This window comes from Cysteiniphilum marinum (genome assembly GCF_014857925.1).
Taxonomy (GTDB): domain Bacteria; phylum Pseudomonadota; class Gammaproteobacteria; order Francisellales; family Francisellaceae; genus Caedibacter; species Caedibacter marinus.
Window position 1 is genome coordinate 1 of the sequence record NZ_JACYVZ010000035.1, and the last position, 17,847, is coordinate 17,847.

Here is a 17,847-nt window from a genome sequence, read left to right on the forward strand (position 1 = left end):
TCGTATATTGAAGCTTACTATAACACCAAAAGGAAACATTCAACGATAAATTACATGACACCAAAACAGTTTGAAGATAGTATGAAATCCGAAAATCAAAAGTGTCCCAAATTGACGGGGTAGATCATATGACAGTTTGTCGTCATTCTCGGACTTGATCCGAGAATCCAAAAAACACCTGATAATATTTGCAAAGCTACGTATGTGAAGCAAATTAAAAATGTCTTAAATTAAATTAAGGTAGGTTATGCAATTTAGAATTGAGTTTATAACAAAGAAATCGATGATTAGTGGCGCTTTGTCAGCTTGGTTGCCATATCTTATTATTTTGGGAATTGTTGCTAGTGCTGAAACCTCTTTTTCTAAAGAGATTTGGGTTAACAATAATAATGCAGTTAACTTGTATTATGTGAATAATGGCAAAAGCAATAGTTTAACTTTGGATAAGCCAACTCATAGCAATGCAGCAGCTACTATAAAAGGCACGACTCACTATCAAGCCTATGGCGTGCACTCTGATACGCTCAACACCAATGTAGCAACAAACTTTAGCTACAATGGCGAATATCAAGACCCTAGTTCTGATTTGGTCTATTTAAGAGCGCGTGATTATGATGCCAGAACACAACGATTTATCATGCAAGATAATGCCAATGTCTGGAATAAGTATAGTTTCGCTGATAGCAACCCGATTATGAATATTGATCCAAGTGGACATCTAAGCAAAGAAGCAGTCAATACCATACTAGGGATAACACTAATATTGGCGGGTATTGCTACTCCATGGCTATTAGGCGCTTTTGCACCAGCGGCAGAAGCCACAGTTGCATCAGTAGAAACTACAGATAGTTTTGTAACTGCAGCTGCAGATAGCTTTGTCACTGCCAATGAAGATGATTCGATTGCTTTAGCGAATAATAGTGTCAGTGATAGCTCAGAAAATTTATTTAAAGCGCAATCAATGCGTTATGGACTAAAGTTTTACCCTGTTGCCTTTGTCGGCAATGGAATACAAGCACTTATTCAGAGAAAGACAATGACGCCAACTGCATATCTAGAAATGGGGCTTGAGGATATTGGTGGTGCTTTTGGTACCTTAGGTATGATAAACCCTAGTTGGGCTAAATCTTTTGGTTTATTAGATAATGGACTTGAGGGAGTGGCAACGGCATTATCTGCTGAGACTGTTGGTGGTTCATCAATGCTTGCAGGAATAGCTGGTGGATTTGGATCAGGGGGAGTAAGCGGATGGATGGGAGGTTTTTTTGTTAAGAATATGTGGGAGCCTTTTTTAAAGCGTAATTTATGCGCAGGAACGAAGTTTCTTGGCTCTGCTGTCATATTTGCGGCACGGGGTGCAACAATGGAGACAGCAAGAGAAGGGGTAATGTCAGCAGTGTCAGGGAGAAATGAAATGTCTGTTAAAAATATCTTAATGTCCTCAGGGGTTACAGCAGTGGAAGGAGGGATGTTTACTGTGGCTGAACTAAATTTTCATAGCTTACAAAGTGTACGCCGTTATGCATTTACTTATAATGTGGGCGGGGCGGTTTTTCAGGTGGGTATTCCGTTTTTAATCTAATAAAAGGGGGATGTGTCTCATGATTGTCAGCACTTTCTTTGTGTCACATTTCATTCGTCAACTTCCGGTTTTGCGCAAGATATTGTAATCTACAGCGTAAATTTTATTGGAGTGATTCATGCTGAGAAAAATTGCACTGAGTGCTTATTTGAGCATCGTTGGCATCGTGCCGATATATGCACAAATGGCTGATGTTAATATAACTAAAAAGTCAATGCAGCCATTAACGGTCGAGACATCATTATCACAACCTTGGTTTGGATTTGTGTCACCTTCAGATGATGCTCATGAGGCAGTTTATATACAGAAGAAAGGTCAGAAAGACAAAAAAACGGGTAAGTGGCAGTGGCGTTATCAGCTTTTTTACGTCAAGCATCTTGATGCTAACGCTATGACAGACGCGCAAAAGCTCTTTGATTTTAATGTGTTGAGTGTCTCTTGGTTCCCAGATGCACGTAAGTTATTGCTTGTTAAAGAACAGCATGATCAATTAGACTTGTGTGTTTACGATATCAAGCTTAATAAGTTATATCCATTACAAATGCCTGAGCAAGCGTTAGCAAGCTATCAAATTTCACCCAATGGGCAAATGATCGCTGTGAGTGTTCATGAGGATAAACGTGATAATCTGTCGGTACTTGATCCAGCGACAATGTATGCAGGTAATAAACTTTATGTGTTAATGCTGTCAAAAGATCAAACGCATATTCAAAGTATTAAAGCGTTAAGCCAGTCAGGTGATTATGTGATGAATGATCGTTTGACGTGGTTAAAAGATAGTAGTGGTATTATCTTTGTTAGTGCACATTCATTGGCGCCAGAGCGCTCAAGAAAGCGCGCGATTAAACGTGTTGATTTAGCAGGGCATGTGATGAGCTTAACAAAAAGTGAGGCTTATTATGATCAACCTATTTTGTCACATGATGGTAAAAAACTCGCCTATTTTTATAATCAACTGCCAAGAGGCTATCAATATGCGGATTACCTTCTAAGATACAGCAATCAGCTGTGTATTATGAATTTAAACGACCATAAACAGCGATGTTTTAAGCCTTTGTTTGAGGGCGGTACTCAGTTACTTTCATGGGATCAAAAAGATGAGAATCTGTTGATGGTGCAAGATGATCATTTAGCGAAGCGCCTTGTCAAAGTTAATATCAAGACATCGGACATTTTGCCATTGAATCGTGACTCATCAGTTGTTAGCCTTGTTATTAACAACCAAGCAACAGCGATCGGCTATATGCAAATGAGTAGCAATAAAGCGCCTGAAGCAGTCGTTAGTCGTTTAGATGAGTTTTCACCAGAAGTGATCAATCCGCAAAGAAAACTGCCCTATGCATTAGGGCAAACAGAAATAATCCATTGGCTTAGTAGCAATAAAGAAAGTATCGAAGGCTTTGTAACGTATCCACCAAATTATAAAAAAGGGCAAAAATATCCACTGATTGTTGCGGTGCATGGCGGACCAGCTAACCATTGGTGGGGCAGCTTTATTGGCTCCCCTCATACGCTAGATACACCTTTTTGTGTGGGCTGTATGGCGGCAGAAGGTTATGTGATCTTTCGACCGAATGTACATGGTAGTACGGGTTATGGCGTGCCATTTATGGCATCTAACTATCAGAAAATTGGACAAATTGACTTGGAGGATATTACCCTTGGTGTTAAGCATTTAATCGCCAAGAGGGTTGTTGATCCTAAGCGTATTGGCATTTGGGGTTGGAGTTATGGCGGCTTTCTTGCGGCAGTAGCAATGGAGCGTGAAAGCCTTTTCAAGACGGCAGTCGATGGCGCTGGAGTCAATGATTTGGTGAGTCTTGAGGGTACTTCGGATTATCATACACTCACGTATCTTATGGGGGTGCCTTTTTGGCAAGATGCTAAATCTTGGGTAAATATATCACCGGTTTTACATGTGGGTTCAGCTCACGGTAGCATATTGATTCAAGGGGGGGATAGAGATAATGAGGTGCCGCTTAGTCAATCGTTAGAATTATATTATGCTTTAAAACAAGCACATAAAAAGGTGTCACTAAAAATATATCGTGATCAAGGGCATGAATTCTCAGATCCTAATCAGTTATTAGCAGGGATGAAAGATACGGCAAATTGGTTTAGGCAAAATCTGTAACTCGTGGCAGAATAATAAGCATTCTTTTAACATAAATAACTGGCATTACGCACTTTAGAAAAAACTATGATTTTATAAACACCCCGTCAGCCCATGGCTGCCACCCCTCTTGCAAAGAGGGGAATTGGGCAACGGTGATTTAATTCCCCTCTTTGCAAGAGGGGTGCCAAGCTTGCGAGGTGGGGTGTTGAAATAGCAAAAGTGCGTAGCTCCAGCAAATAATATAAATGTTGCATAAACAACCATAATTTAGCAACTTGAGAGTATAAGAGCTTATTATCTATGAATTTAAGTGACTACAAACGCATTGTGATTAAAATCGGCTCATCGCTGTTGGTTGATGATAAGTACGAGATCAAAACAAAGTGGCTTGAAAGTTTAATTGCTGATATTGATCAGCTGTACAAACAAGGCATTGAAATGATTATTGTCTCATCAGGTGCTGTGGCATTGGGGCGCAAAGTGCTTAATTGTATGGGGCGTAGATGCACCTTAGCGGAAAAGCAAGCCGCTTCAGCGATTGGGCAAATTAAATTATCACAAGTCTATCAATCACAATTTGCAACTTTTGACATTAATAGCGCGCAAGTGCTGTTGAATATCGATGATATTGAAACGCGTCAACGCTATGTTAATGCGCAAAATACCTTGGAAACACTACTTAAATTTCGTGTGATTCCAATCATCAATGAGAATGATACGGTAGCCACAACTGAGATTAGTTATGGTGATAATGATCGCTTAGCTGCGCGTGTTGCGCAAACGATCAATGCTGATTTATTGATTTTATTTTCAGATATCGATGGGCTATATACCGCTAACCCAAATATTGATAAACAAGCCAAGTTTATTAAAAGCGTTGATGTGATTAGTGATGAGATCAAATCAATGGCAGGAGAGAGTCATACTAAGATTAGCTCAGGTGGCATGATCACTAAGATTTTAGCAGCTGAGATTGCAGTTAATAATGGTTGTAATATGCTGATTTGTAATGGCAAGGCACTTAAGCCATTAACAAGCTTGCAAAATGCGGGACGCTTTACGTTGTTTAAGGCGCAAAAAATTGATCAAAGTGCTAAAAAACGCTGGCTTGCACATCATGTCAAACATAGTGGTGCTCTTTCTATTAATGAGGGGGCGCTGCGCGCACTGCGCCTTGGTAAGAGTTTACTCAGTGTGGGTGTGATAGAGTGTATAGGTAATTTTAAAGCAGATGATGTGCTTACGATAAAGGATGAACAAGGCAATACGGTGGCAGTTGGTGTGGCAATGTTGCATGCTGAGGTATTAAAGCAGGTGCTATTAGCTAAAAGTTATACGCCAGAGACAAAAGTGATTGTTCATCGCAATAATATGGTATTGGTTTGAGAGAGAATTCAGTTTTAGGAGTTAAGATAAGTAATGAATGAATATCAGGCAATAGAAACACTGTGTAAACAAGCCAAACAAGCAACATACCATTTGGCGTCAAGCACGAACGATATGCGTAATCAGGCATTGTTATTAATTGCCGATGAGATTGTGCGCAATGCCGATAATATTCTAAAAAGTAATGCCAAGGATATTGAAAATGCAAAGGCAAAAGGCTTAAGTAAAGCCATGCTTGATCGTTTATTGTTAACGCATGAGCGAGTTGTGGCGATGAGTAATGGCTTGCGTGAGATTGCAAAACAACCCGATCCACTTCATTGTGTGCTATCACATGTACAAAGACCAACAGGACTTGATATCAAAGCAGTCAGTGTGCCACTAGGTGTCATTGCCGTTATTTATGAGTCACGTCCGAATGTTACCGTTGATGCAACTGGACTGTGTTTAAAATCGGGTAATGCCGCAATTTTAAGAGGTGGTAGCGAGAGCTTTAATTCAAATCAAGCGATTATGCGCGCAATACAAATGGGATTGGTAAAGTCAGAGATTGCCTGTGATGCCGTACAAATGCTGCCAACTCAGGAGCGAGCTGCAATCGAGTATCTGGTAGCTCAAGATCAATACCTTGATGTGGTTGTGCCACGTGGTGGACGTGCATTAATTGAATATCTGACAAAGCATAGTAAAGTGCCTTTATTTAAGCACTTAGATGGGATATGCCACACGTATGTCCATCATACAGTAGATGTAAGTAAAGTGCTTAACGTATGTGTTAATGCTAAGATGCGCCGTCCTGGCATTTGTGGTGCAACGGAGACGATTTTATTGGATCGACAGTTGCCAATAGAGGATATTGAAGCATTATTAACTTCATTGGATAAAGCAGGGTGTGCGCTGCGCCTTGATCAGGATTTATGGCAGCAATTTTCACAATATGAAAAAGCAACAGAAGCGGATTGGTCAACCGAGTATTTGGACAGTATCGTTTCAATCAAGTATGTCGATGATGTTGCTGCAGCGGTGATGCATATTAATCATTATGGCTCACATCATACCGATGCGATTTTAACCGAAGATCAAACAGCTGCGCAGTTTTTCATGCAGAATGTTGATAGTGCTGTCGTGATGCACAATACCTCTACACAATTTTCAGATGGTGGAGAATTTGGCATGGGCGCTGAGATTGGAATCTCAACAGGTAAACTTCACGCTCGAGGACCTGTCGGCATTAAACAATTAACCACGTTTAAATATCAAGTAGTGAGTAATGGCAGTGTACGCACTTAAGGAAAATGACCAACCCTCTATTTTGATTATTGAAGATGATCAAAAGCTTAATCACATTATGAAGGAGTTTTTGTCTGATGAGGGGTTTAAGGTCGCACAAGCATTTACAGGCGATGAAGGGATTAACCTGAGCCTTACACTTGATCCTGACGTTATCTTGCTTGATTTGATGTTGCCAAATATTTCAGGCATGCAGGTGTATCAAGCAATTCGTCATAGCTATCGAGGAGTCGTCATTATGTTAACAGCGCGTGATGACGATGAATCGGAGATAGAGGGATTAAAATTAGGTGTCAATGATTACCTTAGAAAGCCAGTAAAACCAGAGATACTGCTGTTACGCATTAAGAAGCTTTTACGTGAGAATATTGCAGTTATGACATCAGAAAATGAGCTTGTTTTTGGCTCATTAGTGATTAATAAGACCACTCTAGAGGTTTATTTAAATAATGAAAAGCTTGAGATGCCACAATCAGATATTTCACTGTTGATTCTATTAGCTGAACATGCCGATCAATTGCTGACAAGGGATCAAATATATCAAGAAATTAAAGGTATCCCTTATGATGGGATAGATCGATCGATTGATACTAAAATATCACATATCAGGCGCAAGTTAGGTGATGATCCACAAACGCCATTTAAGATCAAAACCATTTGGGGGAAAGGGTATATTTTTATCTCAACTGCATGGTGATTTTTTCTTAGACACTTTTTAGACATATTCAGACAGTTTTCATAAAGAAGGGTTTGGGCGTTTATCATACGATAGATGCTTAAGTTAATTAACTATGGAATTGAGGTTAAATGTACAAATTTTTATTAGCAATCACAACACTATCTATGTTAACAAATGTATATGCCGGAAGTTTTCAAATAAACCCGCCAAACAGCAGCTTTGGTGAGAGTTCCTTAAATAACAAAATACAAAAGAGAGGCTATTCTCCAGCAGAGACCTTTGATGATTTGGTCTTGTTTAAAAAATATATTGAAGAAAATGCGCCTTTAGATGCTATTGCTAAAATGACAAATTATCAAAAATGGGTGAATAAGGGGCTATTGAAAGCAGGTTTAATGAGTCAGTTAGTTAACAATCAACAGCAGTTTTACAGCACTTTGAATTACTACATTAATGGCTTTACTGACTTTCATACTGCCTTTGGTAGTATTCCTGAGATGACAGATTATCGTTACGCAGGATTTATAGTGAACTTGCGCTATAACAATCATCATCAGCTGGTTTATAAAGTAGTTAACTCAAGTACTTCTAGTAGTAACAAATTACCGTCAGTTGGCTCGGAGTTGCTTAGTTGTAATGGTTTTCCTGTAGACAGCCTGATTAAGTCAAATGTGCTACCTTTTTATTACACCAGTAAAGTGAAGAACATCACTTGGAATAATGTCGTACCATACTTGTTTTTAGCTCAAAAAGGTAATCAGATCGTTTATGGCTTTAAGAAAATCACCATGTGTCGGTTTCGTGTGGGGCAGATGATTAAAAGTTATAATATCCATTGGCATACACCCAGTGTTACAGAGTTAAATAAATTGATATCTCTAGCGAATCAATCAGCCAATGGCATGTCACCTGATGATTTTGCTATTCAATACTTGGCAAATGATACTGCTTTGGTGTCCTTACCAACTTTTCAAATAAGCAATAAAGTAGAGCTTAAGTCTTATGAAAGACTTGTCTCTCAGCTCCCTAAAATAAGAAATATGAAGAAAATCATCTTTGATTTAAGAGGTAATGATGGCGGCTTTCCACAATATGTAAATCAGGTTGTTTTGAGCCTTTGGACACCTCAATATTTAAAGTCCTTAGGGCGTAAATTTATATGGAATGATAATTTTTCTATGCAATTTAAAGTGACTCAAAATAACTTTAATGCGCTTAAACAGATGGGGCTAAATGAGCCAAGGTTAATATCAGAAATGTCTTTAGCTTTAAAGAACCAGCAAAGCTATCTAAATTATAGGTTTAACATTCTGCCAAGTACGGTAAAGCCAAACAATAAAAACCCTGTAAAGGCAAAAGTTTATGTATTAACTGATAGCACAAATGCTAGTGGTGCACTATGGTTTATTCAAGCAGCGCTTGAGGTCCCTAATACCATTCAAATTGGTCAAACAACTAGAGTTTTTGATGCTACAGGTTTTCCCAGTACATTGATAATAAGTGCGAAAGGAGTTAAATTTGGTGCACAAGTGCCAATGGCAGTTATTAGCTCTCCTACACAAGATTTAAATAAGCCGTTTGTACCTAATAAGCAATTTTATTACTATAATTACTTGGGAGATAATAAGTCTCTTGAGCAATGGATCCAACAATTATAAGTTATCCAAAACCATATAAATTAGGCGATATTTAATGATAAAGCTGTTTTCTAGAAATTATATTCTATTTGCCTTAGTGATGACCACGGTTGTTATTATGCTGTATTTTTATATATTGTTTCTTAATCAGCAAGGGTATATTAAGTCAGCGAATATGTTGGCTCAAGCGCCGTTTGAGTATTTGCAAGAACAATTTCAAAAAGCACCTGAATCCAAATGGCAAGATTTATTGAATCAACTGCAAAAAAACAATAAATACCAAAAGATAAGTATTGTTAATGTTAATAATCTGCCTAAGAGGGTGCGTGATAGCAAAAAGCTCAAATCTGGCGCTATAGTGGGCATTGACACAACAAGTATATTTTCGCCAGATAGCTCAGCATACAATGCGTTTTGGGTATATCAACAAATTGCTAAAACAGATAAATATCTGGCAATACAAGCATCCTCGCCGACAATAGTAATGATTCAAAGAAATACAGAATGGATTAGATTGGTGGCTCAGCAAATATTCCAATCTGTTTCCAAAGAAAACAAGCAAAAAATTATCAAAGAAGCAGAGCAATTGTTTGGTGCCAAGGTAACGCTAAGGGATATATCAACACTGACAGCTTCTGAAAAAGAAAGTATCAAAAAGTGGGGGATATATGCTTATTCAATTGATGATGATCATGTTGCAACCATTAGTGTTCCTGTTGCAAACAGCCAGTATCTAGTTACAATCGGTGCGCTCAAAGATAGTGTTTATGCACGATACCCATACTGGTTTTTGTTATTAGGAGTGCTTATTTTGCTCATGCTTATTACCTTTGTCTGGAGCTACCCATTCTATCGATCTCTTAATAAGCTGCAAAAGCAGGCCGTTGATTATGGGAATGGTAAATTTGATACCAAGCTTAAGGTTTCTAAAACATTGGCATTAAACCCATTAAACAAAGGACTGCATAAGATGGCAGATCAGATACAAACACTTGTTGCCTCACATAAAGAATTGACCAATGCCGTAGCTCATGAGATTAAAACACCATTAGCAAGGGTTCGATTCACTTTAAGTGTGCTAAAGCAAAAGTATAAAACCATTGATCAAAAATATATTAATGATCTTGATGATAATATTGCCATTTTAGATGATCTGGTCAATGAAATTTTATTGCATGCAAAGTTTGATCGCAAAGGTGTTGTGCTAAAAACAGCAGAGGTAAGCCTAAATCAACTACTGCAAGAAAAGGTTAAATGGTTTGCGCATAAATATCCAGATAAAGACTGGACGTTTAAAAATAGCCTGACGGAGATTACTTATGAAATTGATCAAGCGAGTTTTAATCGCGCGCTAGATAATTTACTAAATAATGCGTATCAATACGGTGGTAAGCAAATCACTGTATCACTTGAAGAGCAAAAGGGCGAAATTATCATTGCAATTGCAGATAATGGCGCAGGCATCTCTGATAAGGATAAAGATAAAATTTTCGAGCCTTTTGAGCGCTTATCTGAGTCACGTAATAAAGGAGTGCAAGGTCATGGATTAGGGCTTGCAATTACCAAGAAAATTATTGAGTCGCATCATGGTGATATTAGTGTCGAAACCACTGAAAACAATCAAACTGTTTTCATTATGATATTTCCTAAGCAAACCACAAAGACACAGTGCCCTTAATGCGTTGCCATAATGAGCCGGTTGCATCATCTTTTAATGCAACGACTGGGAATGTCTCAATGGTTTTGCCTTTGTAAACCATATCTACACTTCCAGCATTAGTTCCTGCTTTAACCGGTGCAACAAGGCCTTTAGGATTCTTGTGTAGCACAAACTGGATATCTTTGGCATCAATATAACTTGGGAAGCTAATTGCTACGGGTTTTTGTACACCGATATCGACGGTGTCACTTTCACCTTTGTAAATGCGGATATTGCCTAAGGCGTAGTTCGCTGGATAGAAAGTTTTCGTCTGGAAGTTGGAAAAACCATATTCTAGTAATGTCTGGCTATCACGTGCGCTTTGCAAAAGACTGGTTGAGCCAATAACAATTGAGATTAAACGATCATGATCCGGCTTAACCGCTGAAGACACAAGTGAGTAACCAGCAGAGTCCGTTGAGCCTGTTTTGATGCCATCAGCATAAGGATAAATATCTAATAATTTGTTGTAGTTACGGGTAACAAAGCCATTCATACTAACACTAGGCATTTTGTAATAGTGATAGTTCTGCGGATAGTCGTAAATAATGTGTTGTGCAAGAACAGACAAGTCACGTGCTGTAGTGTATAAGTTAGGGGCTGGTAAACCCATGACATCACTAAAATGCGTGTTGGTCATGCCTAGTTTCTTTGCGGTGAAGTTCATGATATTAACGAAACCTTCTTGCGTACCGGCCAGTGTTACCGCTAAGGTGACTGCAGCATCATTACCTGAGGCGACAATGGTCCCTTCTAGTAAGTCTTGAATCGTAACTTCTTGCCCTGATTTTAAATGCATGCTTGATCCTGCGGTATGCCAAGCAATAGCAGGGACTTTTACTTTTTGATCAAGCTTAATGCTACCTGCAGCAAGCTTCTGCTCCACGATATAAAGGAGCATCATCTTGGTCAGTGATGCTGGTGCAATGCGCATGTTGGCATTTTTCTCAGCTAGTACATTACCTGTCTTAGCATCAATCAGTAGATAACTTTTGACATTAAGCATAGGAGGTGTAACAACTTGATTGCGCCAGATTTCAGTTGCCGGTGTGATTTTTGGTAATACTAAATTCGCGGGTGCAGGTGGCACTTGCACTTCAAGTGGAACATTGGCACTTGATGAAACAGCGCCATACGCATTAAGAGGAACTCCCATATAATTAACAGATGTTGCGCCATAAGTATTAGGTTCATTTTGTGCCGCAGGTTGCGCTACTTGTGTTGATTGTGTTTTTTCTGCTGTTTGTGCTTTTACTGCATCTTGAGCAAATGACAGTTGTGCGGTTAGCAATGCGATAGAGGATGCTGCAATCAAAGAGATTTTTTTAATAGTAAACATGTTATTACCCGTTATGTTGACGTTTGAATTTATAATGACATTTCAATGCAGTCATTATACTGATCTTAAAAGTCTTTTAAACATAAATACGGCGAAACTTCGATTACAATAGAAATCTGAAATTGCAAACAAAGCACGCTTCGGTATAATGCATTTTAGTGAAAAATTTTTGATAATGCCTAGCATGTTACATGCTGGGCGTTTTTTATTATTTATTGGTGTTACGCACTTTAGAAAAAACTATGACTTTATAAACACCCCGTCAGCCTACGGCTGCCACCCCTCTTGAAAAGAGGGGAATTGGGCGATGGTGATTTTAATTCCCCTCTTTTCAAGAGGGGTGCCAAGCTTGCGAGGCGGGGTGTTGAAATAGAAAAAGTGCGTAACCTCAGTTATTTAGATTTAAAGTAAAGACTAAAAGATTAAGGATAAAAAATGGCAGTGCGAATTCCAATGACTGTTGCCGGTGAAGCGGCGTTGAAAGCAGAATTACAAGATTTAAAAAGTGTGCAGCGACCTAAGGTGATTGCGGCAATCTCTGAAGCACGTGAGCACGGTGATTTAAAAGAAAATGCCGAGTATCATGCCGCACGTGAGCAGCAAAGCTTTATCGAAGGGCGCATTCAGGAGCTTGAAGGCAAGCTTGGAAATGCGCAAGTGATTGATATTGCCAATATGACCAATAGTGGCAAGGTGATCTTTGGTGCGACAGTTACCTTGGTAAATATTGACAGTGATGAAGAGATAACTTATCAAATCGTTGGCGAAGATGAAGCAGATATCAAGTGCAATAAGATCTCATTAAGCTCGCCATTAGCACGTGGGCTTATCGGCAAAGAAGAGGGCGACGAAGCCAATATCGCAACCCCTTCAGGTGTGGTTGATTATGAGATTGTGACGGTTGAATATCGATAAGGTGTGATCGTTAGCAATGAATTATATCTTACTGTTATTTATTGGCATTATCTGGGGTGGGCAGTTTGTCTTAATCGACTTCTCGTTAGGCAGTTACACGCCTGAGCAACTTGCTTTATTAAGAACATTTTATGCTGCAGTTTTTTTGATTGTCTTTTGTTTGGTTGCCAAAAGAAAACGTTATAAAAGAGATTTTAAAACATGGTCTAAAGTCGCAGCAATTGGTGTGCTTGAAGTGGTGATTCCATTCACTTTGGTGATGTGGGGGCAACAGTCCGTTTCAGGTAGTATGGCATCGATTTTGATGGGTACGATTCCATTTTTTACCATCATCTTAGTGTTATTGACACGTGTTGAGCGTGCGACAGCAGCCAAATTTATGGGTATGTTTATTGGTTTTATTGGCCTACTGGTTTTATTTGCGCCTGATTTAATAGCAACAGGGTTATCAAGCGCGCTATTACCACAATTGGCAATTATGCTTGGTGCGTTATCGTTTGCCAGTGCGTTAATCATTATCAGAAGTCTGCCCAATGAAGATGCGTTTTTGCTATCACGTGATGCGTTTATCATTGGCACGATTATTATGCTTGGCATAAACCTTGGCAATGACTCCTTACAAGGTATGCACTTTGCCTTATACCCTACTATTGCGTCAATTATCTTAGGTGTGTTTTGCTCAGGGTTGGTTTATGTGCTGTATGTCAGCTTAATTAAACGTGCAGGCGCTGGGTTTTGCTCATTATCTAACTATCTTGTGCCATTGTTTGGCAGTTTACTTGGTGTCATCATTATGGGCGATCATATTAGCATCAACATGGTATTTGCTTGCTTGTTGATTTTATTATCTATTGCTGTTGAACCAATATTGGGTTTGTTAAAGCGCCAAAGTCGTGTAAAAGCAAGCTGACATTAACACACAGTAAGCTATACTGGTTCGCACGGACACTGAAAATAAATTTCAGTTTATGAAAAAACATGTCATCACTTCGTTGCTGAAAATACAAGATAAAGATCTTGAGGCTATGCTTTATGATAGTGCCACTAATGCGGCAATTGTCAGGCAAATTTTAGATATTATTTGTGAGGATACGATTAGCACCTTAACGTGGGTGCGGCGTTTTGAGGCAAATCAATATGCGATGATTACAAGCTTTACTAAAGCACTGATTAAGCCCTATCTTGAGCTTGGCTTATGGCGTTATGATCCTTCAATTATCCCTAAGCAAACTAATGTGTTTAAAGTATTTACCTATGATGAATTAATCTGTGATCAGATGAAACATAAGCTGATCACTCAAGATGCGCATAATATGGTGCTATATATTGTGAGGTGTTATCACCATTATACGGATCATTTCTCTTTTGATATCAATGCGGACTATTTTAATAAGCTAACATTTGAGGATAAAACTAAGCTTTATCAGTGTTTGACAGACTGTATTGATCTATTGATGAGTGTGGTGCGATTTCATACCTTAATTGAGATTAAGGACTTTAGTGATGACTCCGTAATGCCTGATATCGTGCGCTTACCTCAAAATTTACAGCAACGTCTGAAATTGACAGATCTAAATGTCGAGTATTTGCGCTTTATTGCCACGGGTGCCACGGCGAAAGAGATTGCGATGCATGCGGGGCGTTCCTATCGCTCAGTGCAGGGTAGTATTGCTAATCTTTGTGAGAAACTGAATTGTCAGAGTAAGAATCAACTAATTAGTCTGGCGCGGATTATTACCAGCTATATAGAGTAAAGGACGTTGACTGAGCGTAAGTCGAAGTCGTGGTATAACAATTAATGAGGAATAGATTGCGTTTATAACTCCCCCTCACCCGCGCAGCTTAAGCTGCACGAGCAATCCCTCAAGGGGCGAGGTAATAGGAGGTATGCCTTTTGTGTTTTGTAATGGCTTCGACGGTGCTCAGCCAACGATGAGGTGGCTTCGACTAACGCTCAGCCAACGCTTACAAAATTAAAGTGGGCAGGAGTATGGTCATAGCCGATTATTTCATAGGTAACTAATGCGTACGCCTAATAATATATTCAGCTAGTTGCGCTAATGATGTCGTGTCATGCCCTTTGATTTGTTGCAGATGCGCCATGGATTGCGCAAATAACTCATCCAGTAATATTTGTGTTTTCTCAATACCTAACAAAGAAGGGTAGGTTGATTTGTTGAGCTTAAGATCACTCATATTATTTTTGCCTAAAGTCGCTGTGTCAGAAGTCACTTCAAGCAAATCGTCTTTGACTTGAAAAGCTAAGCCAATACATTGACTAAATGCAATAAGCTTTTTTTCAACGGTTTGATCCGTGTAATAAGGCGAGGTGATAAAAGGTAAAACAACGGCAGCGGTTAAGAGCTTCCCTGTTTTTAAGCGATGTATTGTTTCAATGCTCGTGATATCCTGAGTTTGACCCTCAGCATCAATATCTAATTGCTGACCATCGACCATGCCTTGGCTGCCTGCGTGTGTTGCCAACAGATAAAGTGCTTTTTGCAGTTGTTTAATATCAATGGCTTTTAATTCACTCAAAGCCTGAAATGCGAGTGTTTGTAACGCATCACCTGCTAAAATGGCAGTGGCTTCATCAAATTGAATATGGCATGTTGGTTTACCACGACGCAAATCATCATCATCCATTGCAGGTAGATCATCATGAATCAATGAGTAGGCGTGAATTGCCTCTAGTGCCAAAGCAATATGCTTGATGTTGTGCGGATCACAGTTAAAACAGGCACCACTTAAAAAGCTCAATATGGCACGAATACGCTTGCCACCATTAAGAAAGCTATATGCCATGGCTTCTTTCAAACGTGGGCTTTGAATGGGTTGCGCTAAAAAATAGTCCTTGGCAAAGTCTTCAAAATCATCCTTTATTTGTGTGAATTCGCTTAGCATAAAAATCCTTTAATGATTGAGAACTGTTTATCAAGTGCGCCTTTGTTTTGCTGAAAAACCGTTAATGCGGCATTGCCTTGGGATTGGCTCAATTGCGGGTTGTTAAAAAGTGTCTGTAATTGCTTAACTAATTCATCACCATTATTGACTAAGGTTAAAGCATGTTCAGATTTTAGTTTCTCGGCAACTAAAGCAAAATTAAACACCGATGGGCCTGATAAAACAGCCTTAGCGAGTGCTGCAGGTTCGAGCATATTATGCCCACCATTATTAACAAAACTGCCACCAACAAAAGCAATATCACTTGCGGCATATAACAGCATCATCTCACCCATGGTATCCCCTAGATAGACATCATCGTTATGGTGATGTTGATCTAGACTTCTACGACTGTAGTTAAACTTGCGTGCTTTAATCAATTCAGCGACTTGATTAAAGCGTTCAGGGTGTCTCGGCACTAAAATCAATAATGCATCAGGTGTTGTTTGTAATAATTTTCGATGCGTTTCAAGAATAATTTCATCTTCACCTTGATGTGTACTTGCGGCAATCCAGATATGCTGTTTTGCAAAACGCTGACGTAAATTTTGGGCATTTTCAATAAGATCATCCGCAATTGGAAAGTCATATTTGATATTGCCATCAACGCTTATTTTATCTTTGGGCATCCCAAGTGCTATAAAACGCATTGCATCATCATTAGATTGTGCGCTGATATGACTGATTTGTTTAAGCATGTGGCGCATAATAAAGCTAATCTTGGCGTAACCTGCGGTTGATTTTTGTGATAAACGTGCATTGATCAAAATGCTTGGAATACGGCATTTGTCGCATTGTGTAAGTAAGTTTGGCCAAATCTCTGTTTCCATGATAATACAGAGTTTAGGATTGGTGCGTTTGATAAAGCGCTTTAACAAGCAAGGGATATCATAGGGGATATAGCTGTGTTTGATATTGCCAAAGTCTTTATAAAGCTTTTGCACCTGCGCACTTCCGGTTGGCGTCATGGTCGTGACCACAAAGGTTTTATGTGGGTAGCTTAGGGCAAACTTTTTTACCAAAGGCGCGATAGCAATACTCTCACCCATCGAGACTGAGTGGATCCAAATACTTTCATCTGTCTTAAAGGGGGTAAAACCAAATCGCTCACGCACTCTTTGGCGATAGCCTTTGTTTTTGCGACTACGAATTAATTTTTTGATACTGATAAAGGGTAAGCCTAGACAAAACAATAGGCTGTAAACTAGGCGAATGAGAGTGTAGATCATATCTTACTTTTGTTTTATTTATTTCATTTACTATGCTTTTCAAGCCATTGTAAGTAATCAGTAACACCTGTTTTGACATCTCTGAAATTAACATCGCAACCTGCTTCACGCAATTTGTCTAAGTTGGCTTCAGTGTAACTTTGATAATGTCCTTTAAGATGCTCTGGAAACTCGATATATTCGATGTTACCTTCTTTGTAAAAATCAATGACAGCATGGGCGATGTTGTTAAAAGGTTCAGCTTTGCCTGTACCACAGTTAAAGATACCAGAGACTTGCGGGTGATCCAAAAACCATAGATTAACCTTGGCAGCATCTTCAACATAAATAAAATCACGCATTTGCTGGCCTGCTGCAAAACCATCATAGGCATCAAATAGTTTAACTTTTTTATGTGCTTTAAACTGATTGTAATGATGAAAGGCAACACTTGCCATCGAGCCTTTGTGTGTTTCGTGTGGTCCATAGACATTGAAGTACTTTAAACCAACAATTTGGCTTTGCGCATGTGGCAAAAACTTGCGAACGTATTGATCAAATAAGAACTTAGAGTAACCATAAACATTCACCGGTTTCTCATATTGACGCTCTTCAATAAAGGTTGTGTTATTACCATATGTAGCAGCACTTGAGGCATAAATAAATGGAATCTTGTGGCGCACCGCAAAATGCAAAAGGATCTTGCTGTATTCGTAGTTGTTCTCCATCACATATTGACCATCCCACTCAGTGGTTGCTGAGCAAGCCCCTTGATGGATGATGGCAGTAATATCGTTAGGGTTAAGTTTCAAGCCTGCGTTTGGTGTATAGTAAGCTAAATCAGACTCAATTGCCTCCAAAAAAGGTGTTTGATCACAATAATCTGCAATTTCATAATCGACTAAATTGACAAATTTATGCCCATCTCTTAGGTCGTCAACAACGAGAATATCTTCATGCCCGCGCAAGTTAAGCTGCTTAATAATATTTGCGCCAATGAATCCGGCGCCACCTGTAACAATAATCATTGATTTGCTCCATGTGTTAAAACGA

15 protein-coding genes are annotated in these 17,847 nt (G+C 39.1%); 11 read left to right on the top strand and 4 right to left on the bottom strand.

Going from position 1 to position 17,847, the window contains the following annotated elements; genetic code table 11:
• Window positions 1-6: 6 nt before the first annotated feature.
• From IE867_RS15025 to IE867_RS11920, 8 genes are all read left to right on the top strand, one after another.
• On the top strand, window positions 7-123 hold the full coding sequence (locus tag IE867_RS15025) for an IS3 family transposase (RefSeq protein WP_404826252.1): 117 nt from the start codon (window positions 7-9) through the stop codon (window positions 121-123).
• Window positions 124-247: 124 nt separating this feature from the next.
• Window positions 248-1,582, top strand: a complete 1,335-nt coding sequence (locus IE867_RS11890) for an RHS repeat-associated core domain-containing protein (RefSeq protein WP_192484937.1) — start codon at window positions 248-250, stop codon at window positions 1,580-1,582.
• 118 nt (window positions 1,583-1,700) lie between these two features.
• On the top strand, window positions 1,701-3,716 hold the full coding sequence (locus IE867_RS11895) for a S9 family peptidase (RefSeq protein ID WP_192484938.1): 2,016 nt from the start codon (window positions 1,701-1,703) through the stop codon (window positions 3,714-3,716).
• 282 nt (window positions 3,717-3,998) lie between these two features.
• Window positions 3,999-5,084: a glutamate 5-kinase gene (gene proB / locus IE867_RS11900; RefSeq protein WP_192484939.1), complete on the top strand. Its 1,086-nt coding sequence runs from the start codon at window positions 3,999-4,001 to the stop codon at window positions 5,082-5,084.
• Window positions 5,085-5,117: 33 nt separating this feature from the next.
• Window positions 5,118-6,374: a glutamate-5-semialdehyde dehydrogenase gene (locus IE867_RS11905; RefSeq protein WP_192484940.1), complete on the top strand. Its 1,257-nt coding sequence runs from the start codon at window positions 5,118-5,120 to the stop codon at window positions 6,372-6,374.
• Window positions 6,355-7,071, top strand: a complete 717-nt coding sequence (locus IE867_RS11910; RefSeq protein WP_192484941.1) for a response regulator transcription factor — start codon at window positions 6,355-6,357, stop codon at window positions 7,069-7,071. Before IE867_RS11905 ends, IE867_RS11910 begins: the two co-directional genes overlap by 20 nt.
• 110 nt (window positions 7,072-7,181) lie before the next feature.
• Window positions 7,182-8,711: a S41 family peptidase gene (locus IE867_RS11915; RefSeq protein ID WP_192484942.1), complete on the top strand. Its 1,530-nt coding sequence runs from the start codon at window positions 7,182-7,184 to the stop codon at window positions 8,709-8,711.
• 34 nt (window positions 8,712-8,745) lie between these two features.
• Window positions 8,746-10,368: a sensor histidine kinase gene (locus IE867_RS11920; RefSeq protein WP_192484943.1), complete on the top strand. Its 1,623-nt coding sequence runs from the start codon at window positions 8,746-8,748 to the stop codon at window positions 10,366-10,368.
• Here the strand turns inward: IE867_RS11920 and IE867_RS11925 are convergent.
• Entirely contained in the window at window positions 10,337-11,728 is a 1,392-nt protein-coding gene (locus IE867_RS11925) for a D-alanyl-D-alanine carboxypeptidase family protein (protein WP_192484944.1), read from the bottom strand. The two genes, IE867_RS11920 and IE867_RS11925, sit on opposite strands and share 32 nt — an antisense overlap.
• A 435-nt stretch (window positions 11,729-12,163) precedes the next feature.
• Between IE867_RS11925 and greA the strand changes: the two genes are divergently transcribed.
• Genes greA through IE867_RS11940 form a run of 3 tightly spaced genes read left to right on the top strand, consistent with a single transcriptional unit; the run spans window position 12,164 to window position 14,397 of the window.
• Entirely contained in the window at window positions 12,164-12,643 is a 480-nt protein-coding gene (gene greA, locus IE867_RS11930) for a transcription elongation factor GreA (protein WP_203249922.1), read from the top strand.
• Between the two features lie 16 nt (window positions 12,644-12,659).
• The gene (locus IE867_RS11935; protein ID WP_192484945.1) at window positions 12,660-13,553 is read left to right on the top strand and encodes a DMT family transporter; all 894 of its coding nucleotides are present in this window, start codon (window positions 12,660-12,662) and stop codon (window positions 13,551-13,553) included.
• 58 nt (window positions 13,554-13,611) lie between these two features.
• Window positions 13,612-14,397, top strand: coding sequence for a helix-turn-helix transcriptional regulator (locus IE867_RS11940; protein ID WP_192484946.1), 786 nt, complete (start codon window positions 13,612-13,614; stop codon window positions 14,395-14,397).
• A gap of 265 nt (window positions 14,398-14,662) precedes the next feature.
• Here IE867_RS11940 and IE867_RS11945 read toward each other — a convergent pair whose 3' ends face one another.
• The 3 genes from IE867_RS11945 to rfaD are packed head-to-tail and all read right to left on the bottom strand — an operon-like array spanning window position 14,663 to window position 17,822.
• On the bottom strand, window positions 14,663-15,547 hold the full coding sequence (locus tag IE867_RS11945; RefSeq protein WP_192484947.1) for a polyprenyl synthetase family protein: 885 nt from the start codon (window positions 15,545-15,547) through the stop codon (window positions 14,663-14,665).
• Entirely contained in the window at window positions 15,541-16,815 is a 1,275-nt protein-coding gene (gene waaA / locus IE867_RS11950) for a lipid IV(A) 3-deoxy-D-manno-octulosonic acid transferase (RefSeq protein WP_192484948.1), read from the bottom strand. The genes IE867_RS11945 and waaA overlap by 7 nt, the downstream gene beginning before the upstream one ends.
• Window positions 16,816-16,838: 23 nt before the next feature.
• Window positions 16,839-17,822, bottom strand: coding sequence for an ADP-glyceromanno-heptose 6-epimerase (gene rfaD, locus IE867_RS11955; protein ID WP_192484949.1), 984 nt, complete (start codon window positions 17,820-17,822; stop codon window positions 16,839-16,841).
• Between the last annotated feature and the right edge of the window lie 25 nt (window positions 17,823-17,847).

Coding starts and splice junctions, on each gene's coding strand:
- proB (WP_192484939.1), top strand. CDS start 3,999: ATGAATTTAAGTGACTACAAACGCATTGTGATTAAAATCGGCTCATCG.
- IE867_RS11895 (WP_192484938.1), top strand. CDS start 1,701: ATGCTGAGAAAAATTGCACTGAGTGCTTATTTGAGCATCGTTGGCATC.
- greA (WP_203249922.1), top strand. CDS start 12,164: ATGGCAGTGCGAATTCCAATGACTGTTGCCGGTGAAGCGGCGTTGAAA.
- IE867_RS11905 (WP_192484940.1), top strand. CDS start 5,118: ATGAATGAATATCAGGCAATAGAAACACTGTGTAAACAAGCCAAACAA.
- IE867_RS11915 (WP_192484942.1), top strand. CDS start 7,182: ATGTACAAATTTTTATTAGCAATCACAACACTATCTATGTTAACAAAT.
- rfaD (WP_192484949.1), bottom strand. CDS start 17,822: ATGATTATTGTTACAGGTGGCGCCGGATTCATTGGCGCAAATATTATT.
- waaA (WP_192484948.1), bottom strand. CDS start 16,815: ATGATCTACACTCTCATTCGCCTAGTTTACAGCCTATTGTTTTGTCTA.
- IE867_RS11935 (WP_192484945.1), top strand. CDS start 12,660: ATGAATTATATCTTACTGTTATTTATTGGCATTATCTGGGGTGGGCAG.
- IE867_RS11945 (WP_192484947.1), bottom strand. CDS start 15,547: ATGCTAAGCGAATTCACACAAATAAAGGATGATTTTGAAGACTTTGCC.
- IE867_RS11910 (WP_192484941.1), top strand. CDS start 6,355: ATGGCAGTGTACGCACTTAAGGAAAATGACCAACCCTCTATTTTGATT.
- IE867_RS11920 (WP_192484943.1), top strand. CDS start 8,746: ATGATAAAGCTGTTTTCTAGAAATTATATTCTATTTGCCTTAGTGATG.
- IE867_RS11940 (WP_192484946.1), top strand. CDS start 13,612: ATGAAAAAACATGTCATCACTTCGTTGCTGAAAATACAAGATAAAGAT.
- IE867_RS11925 (WP_192484944.1), bottom strand. CDS start 11,728: ATGTTTACTATTAAAAAAATCTCTTTGATTGCAGCATCCTCTATCGCA.
- IE867_RS11890 (WP_192484937.1), top strand. CDS start 248: ATGCAATTTAGAATTGAGTTTATAACAAAGAAATCGATGATTAGTGGC.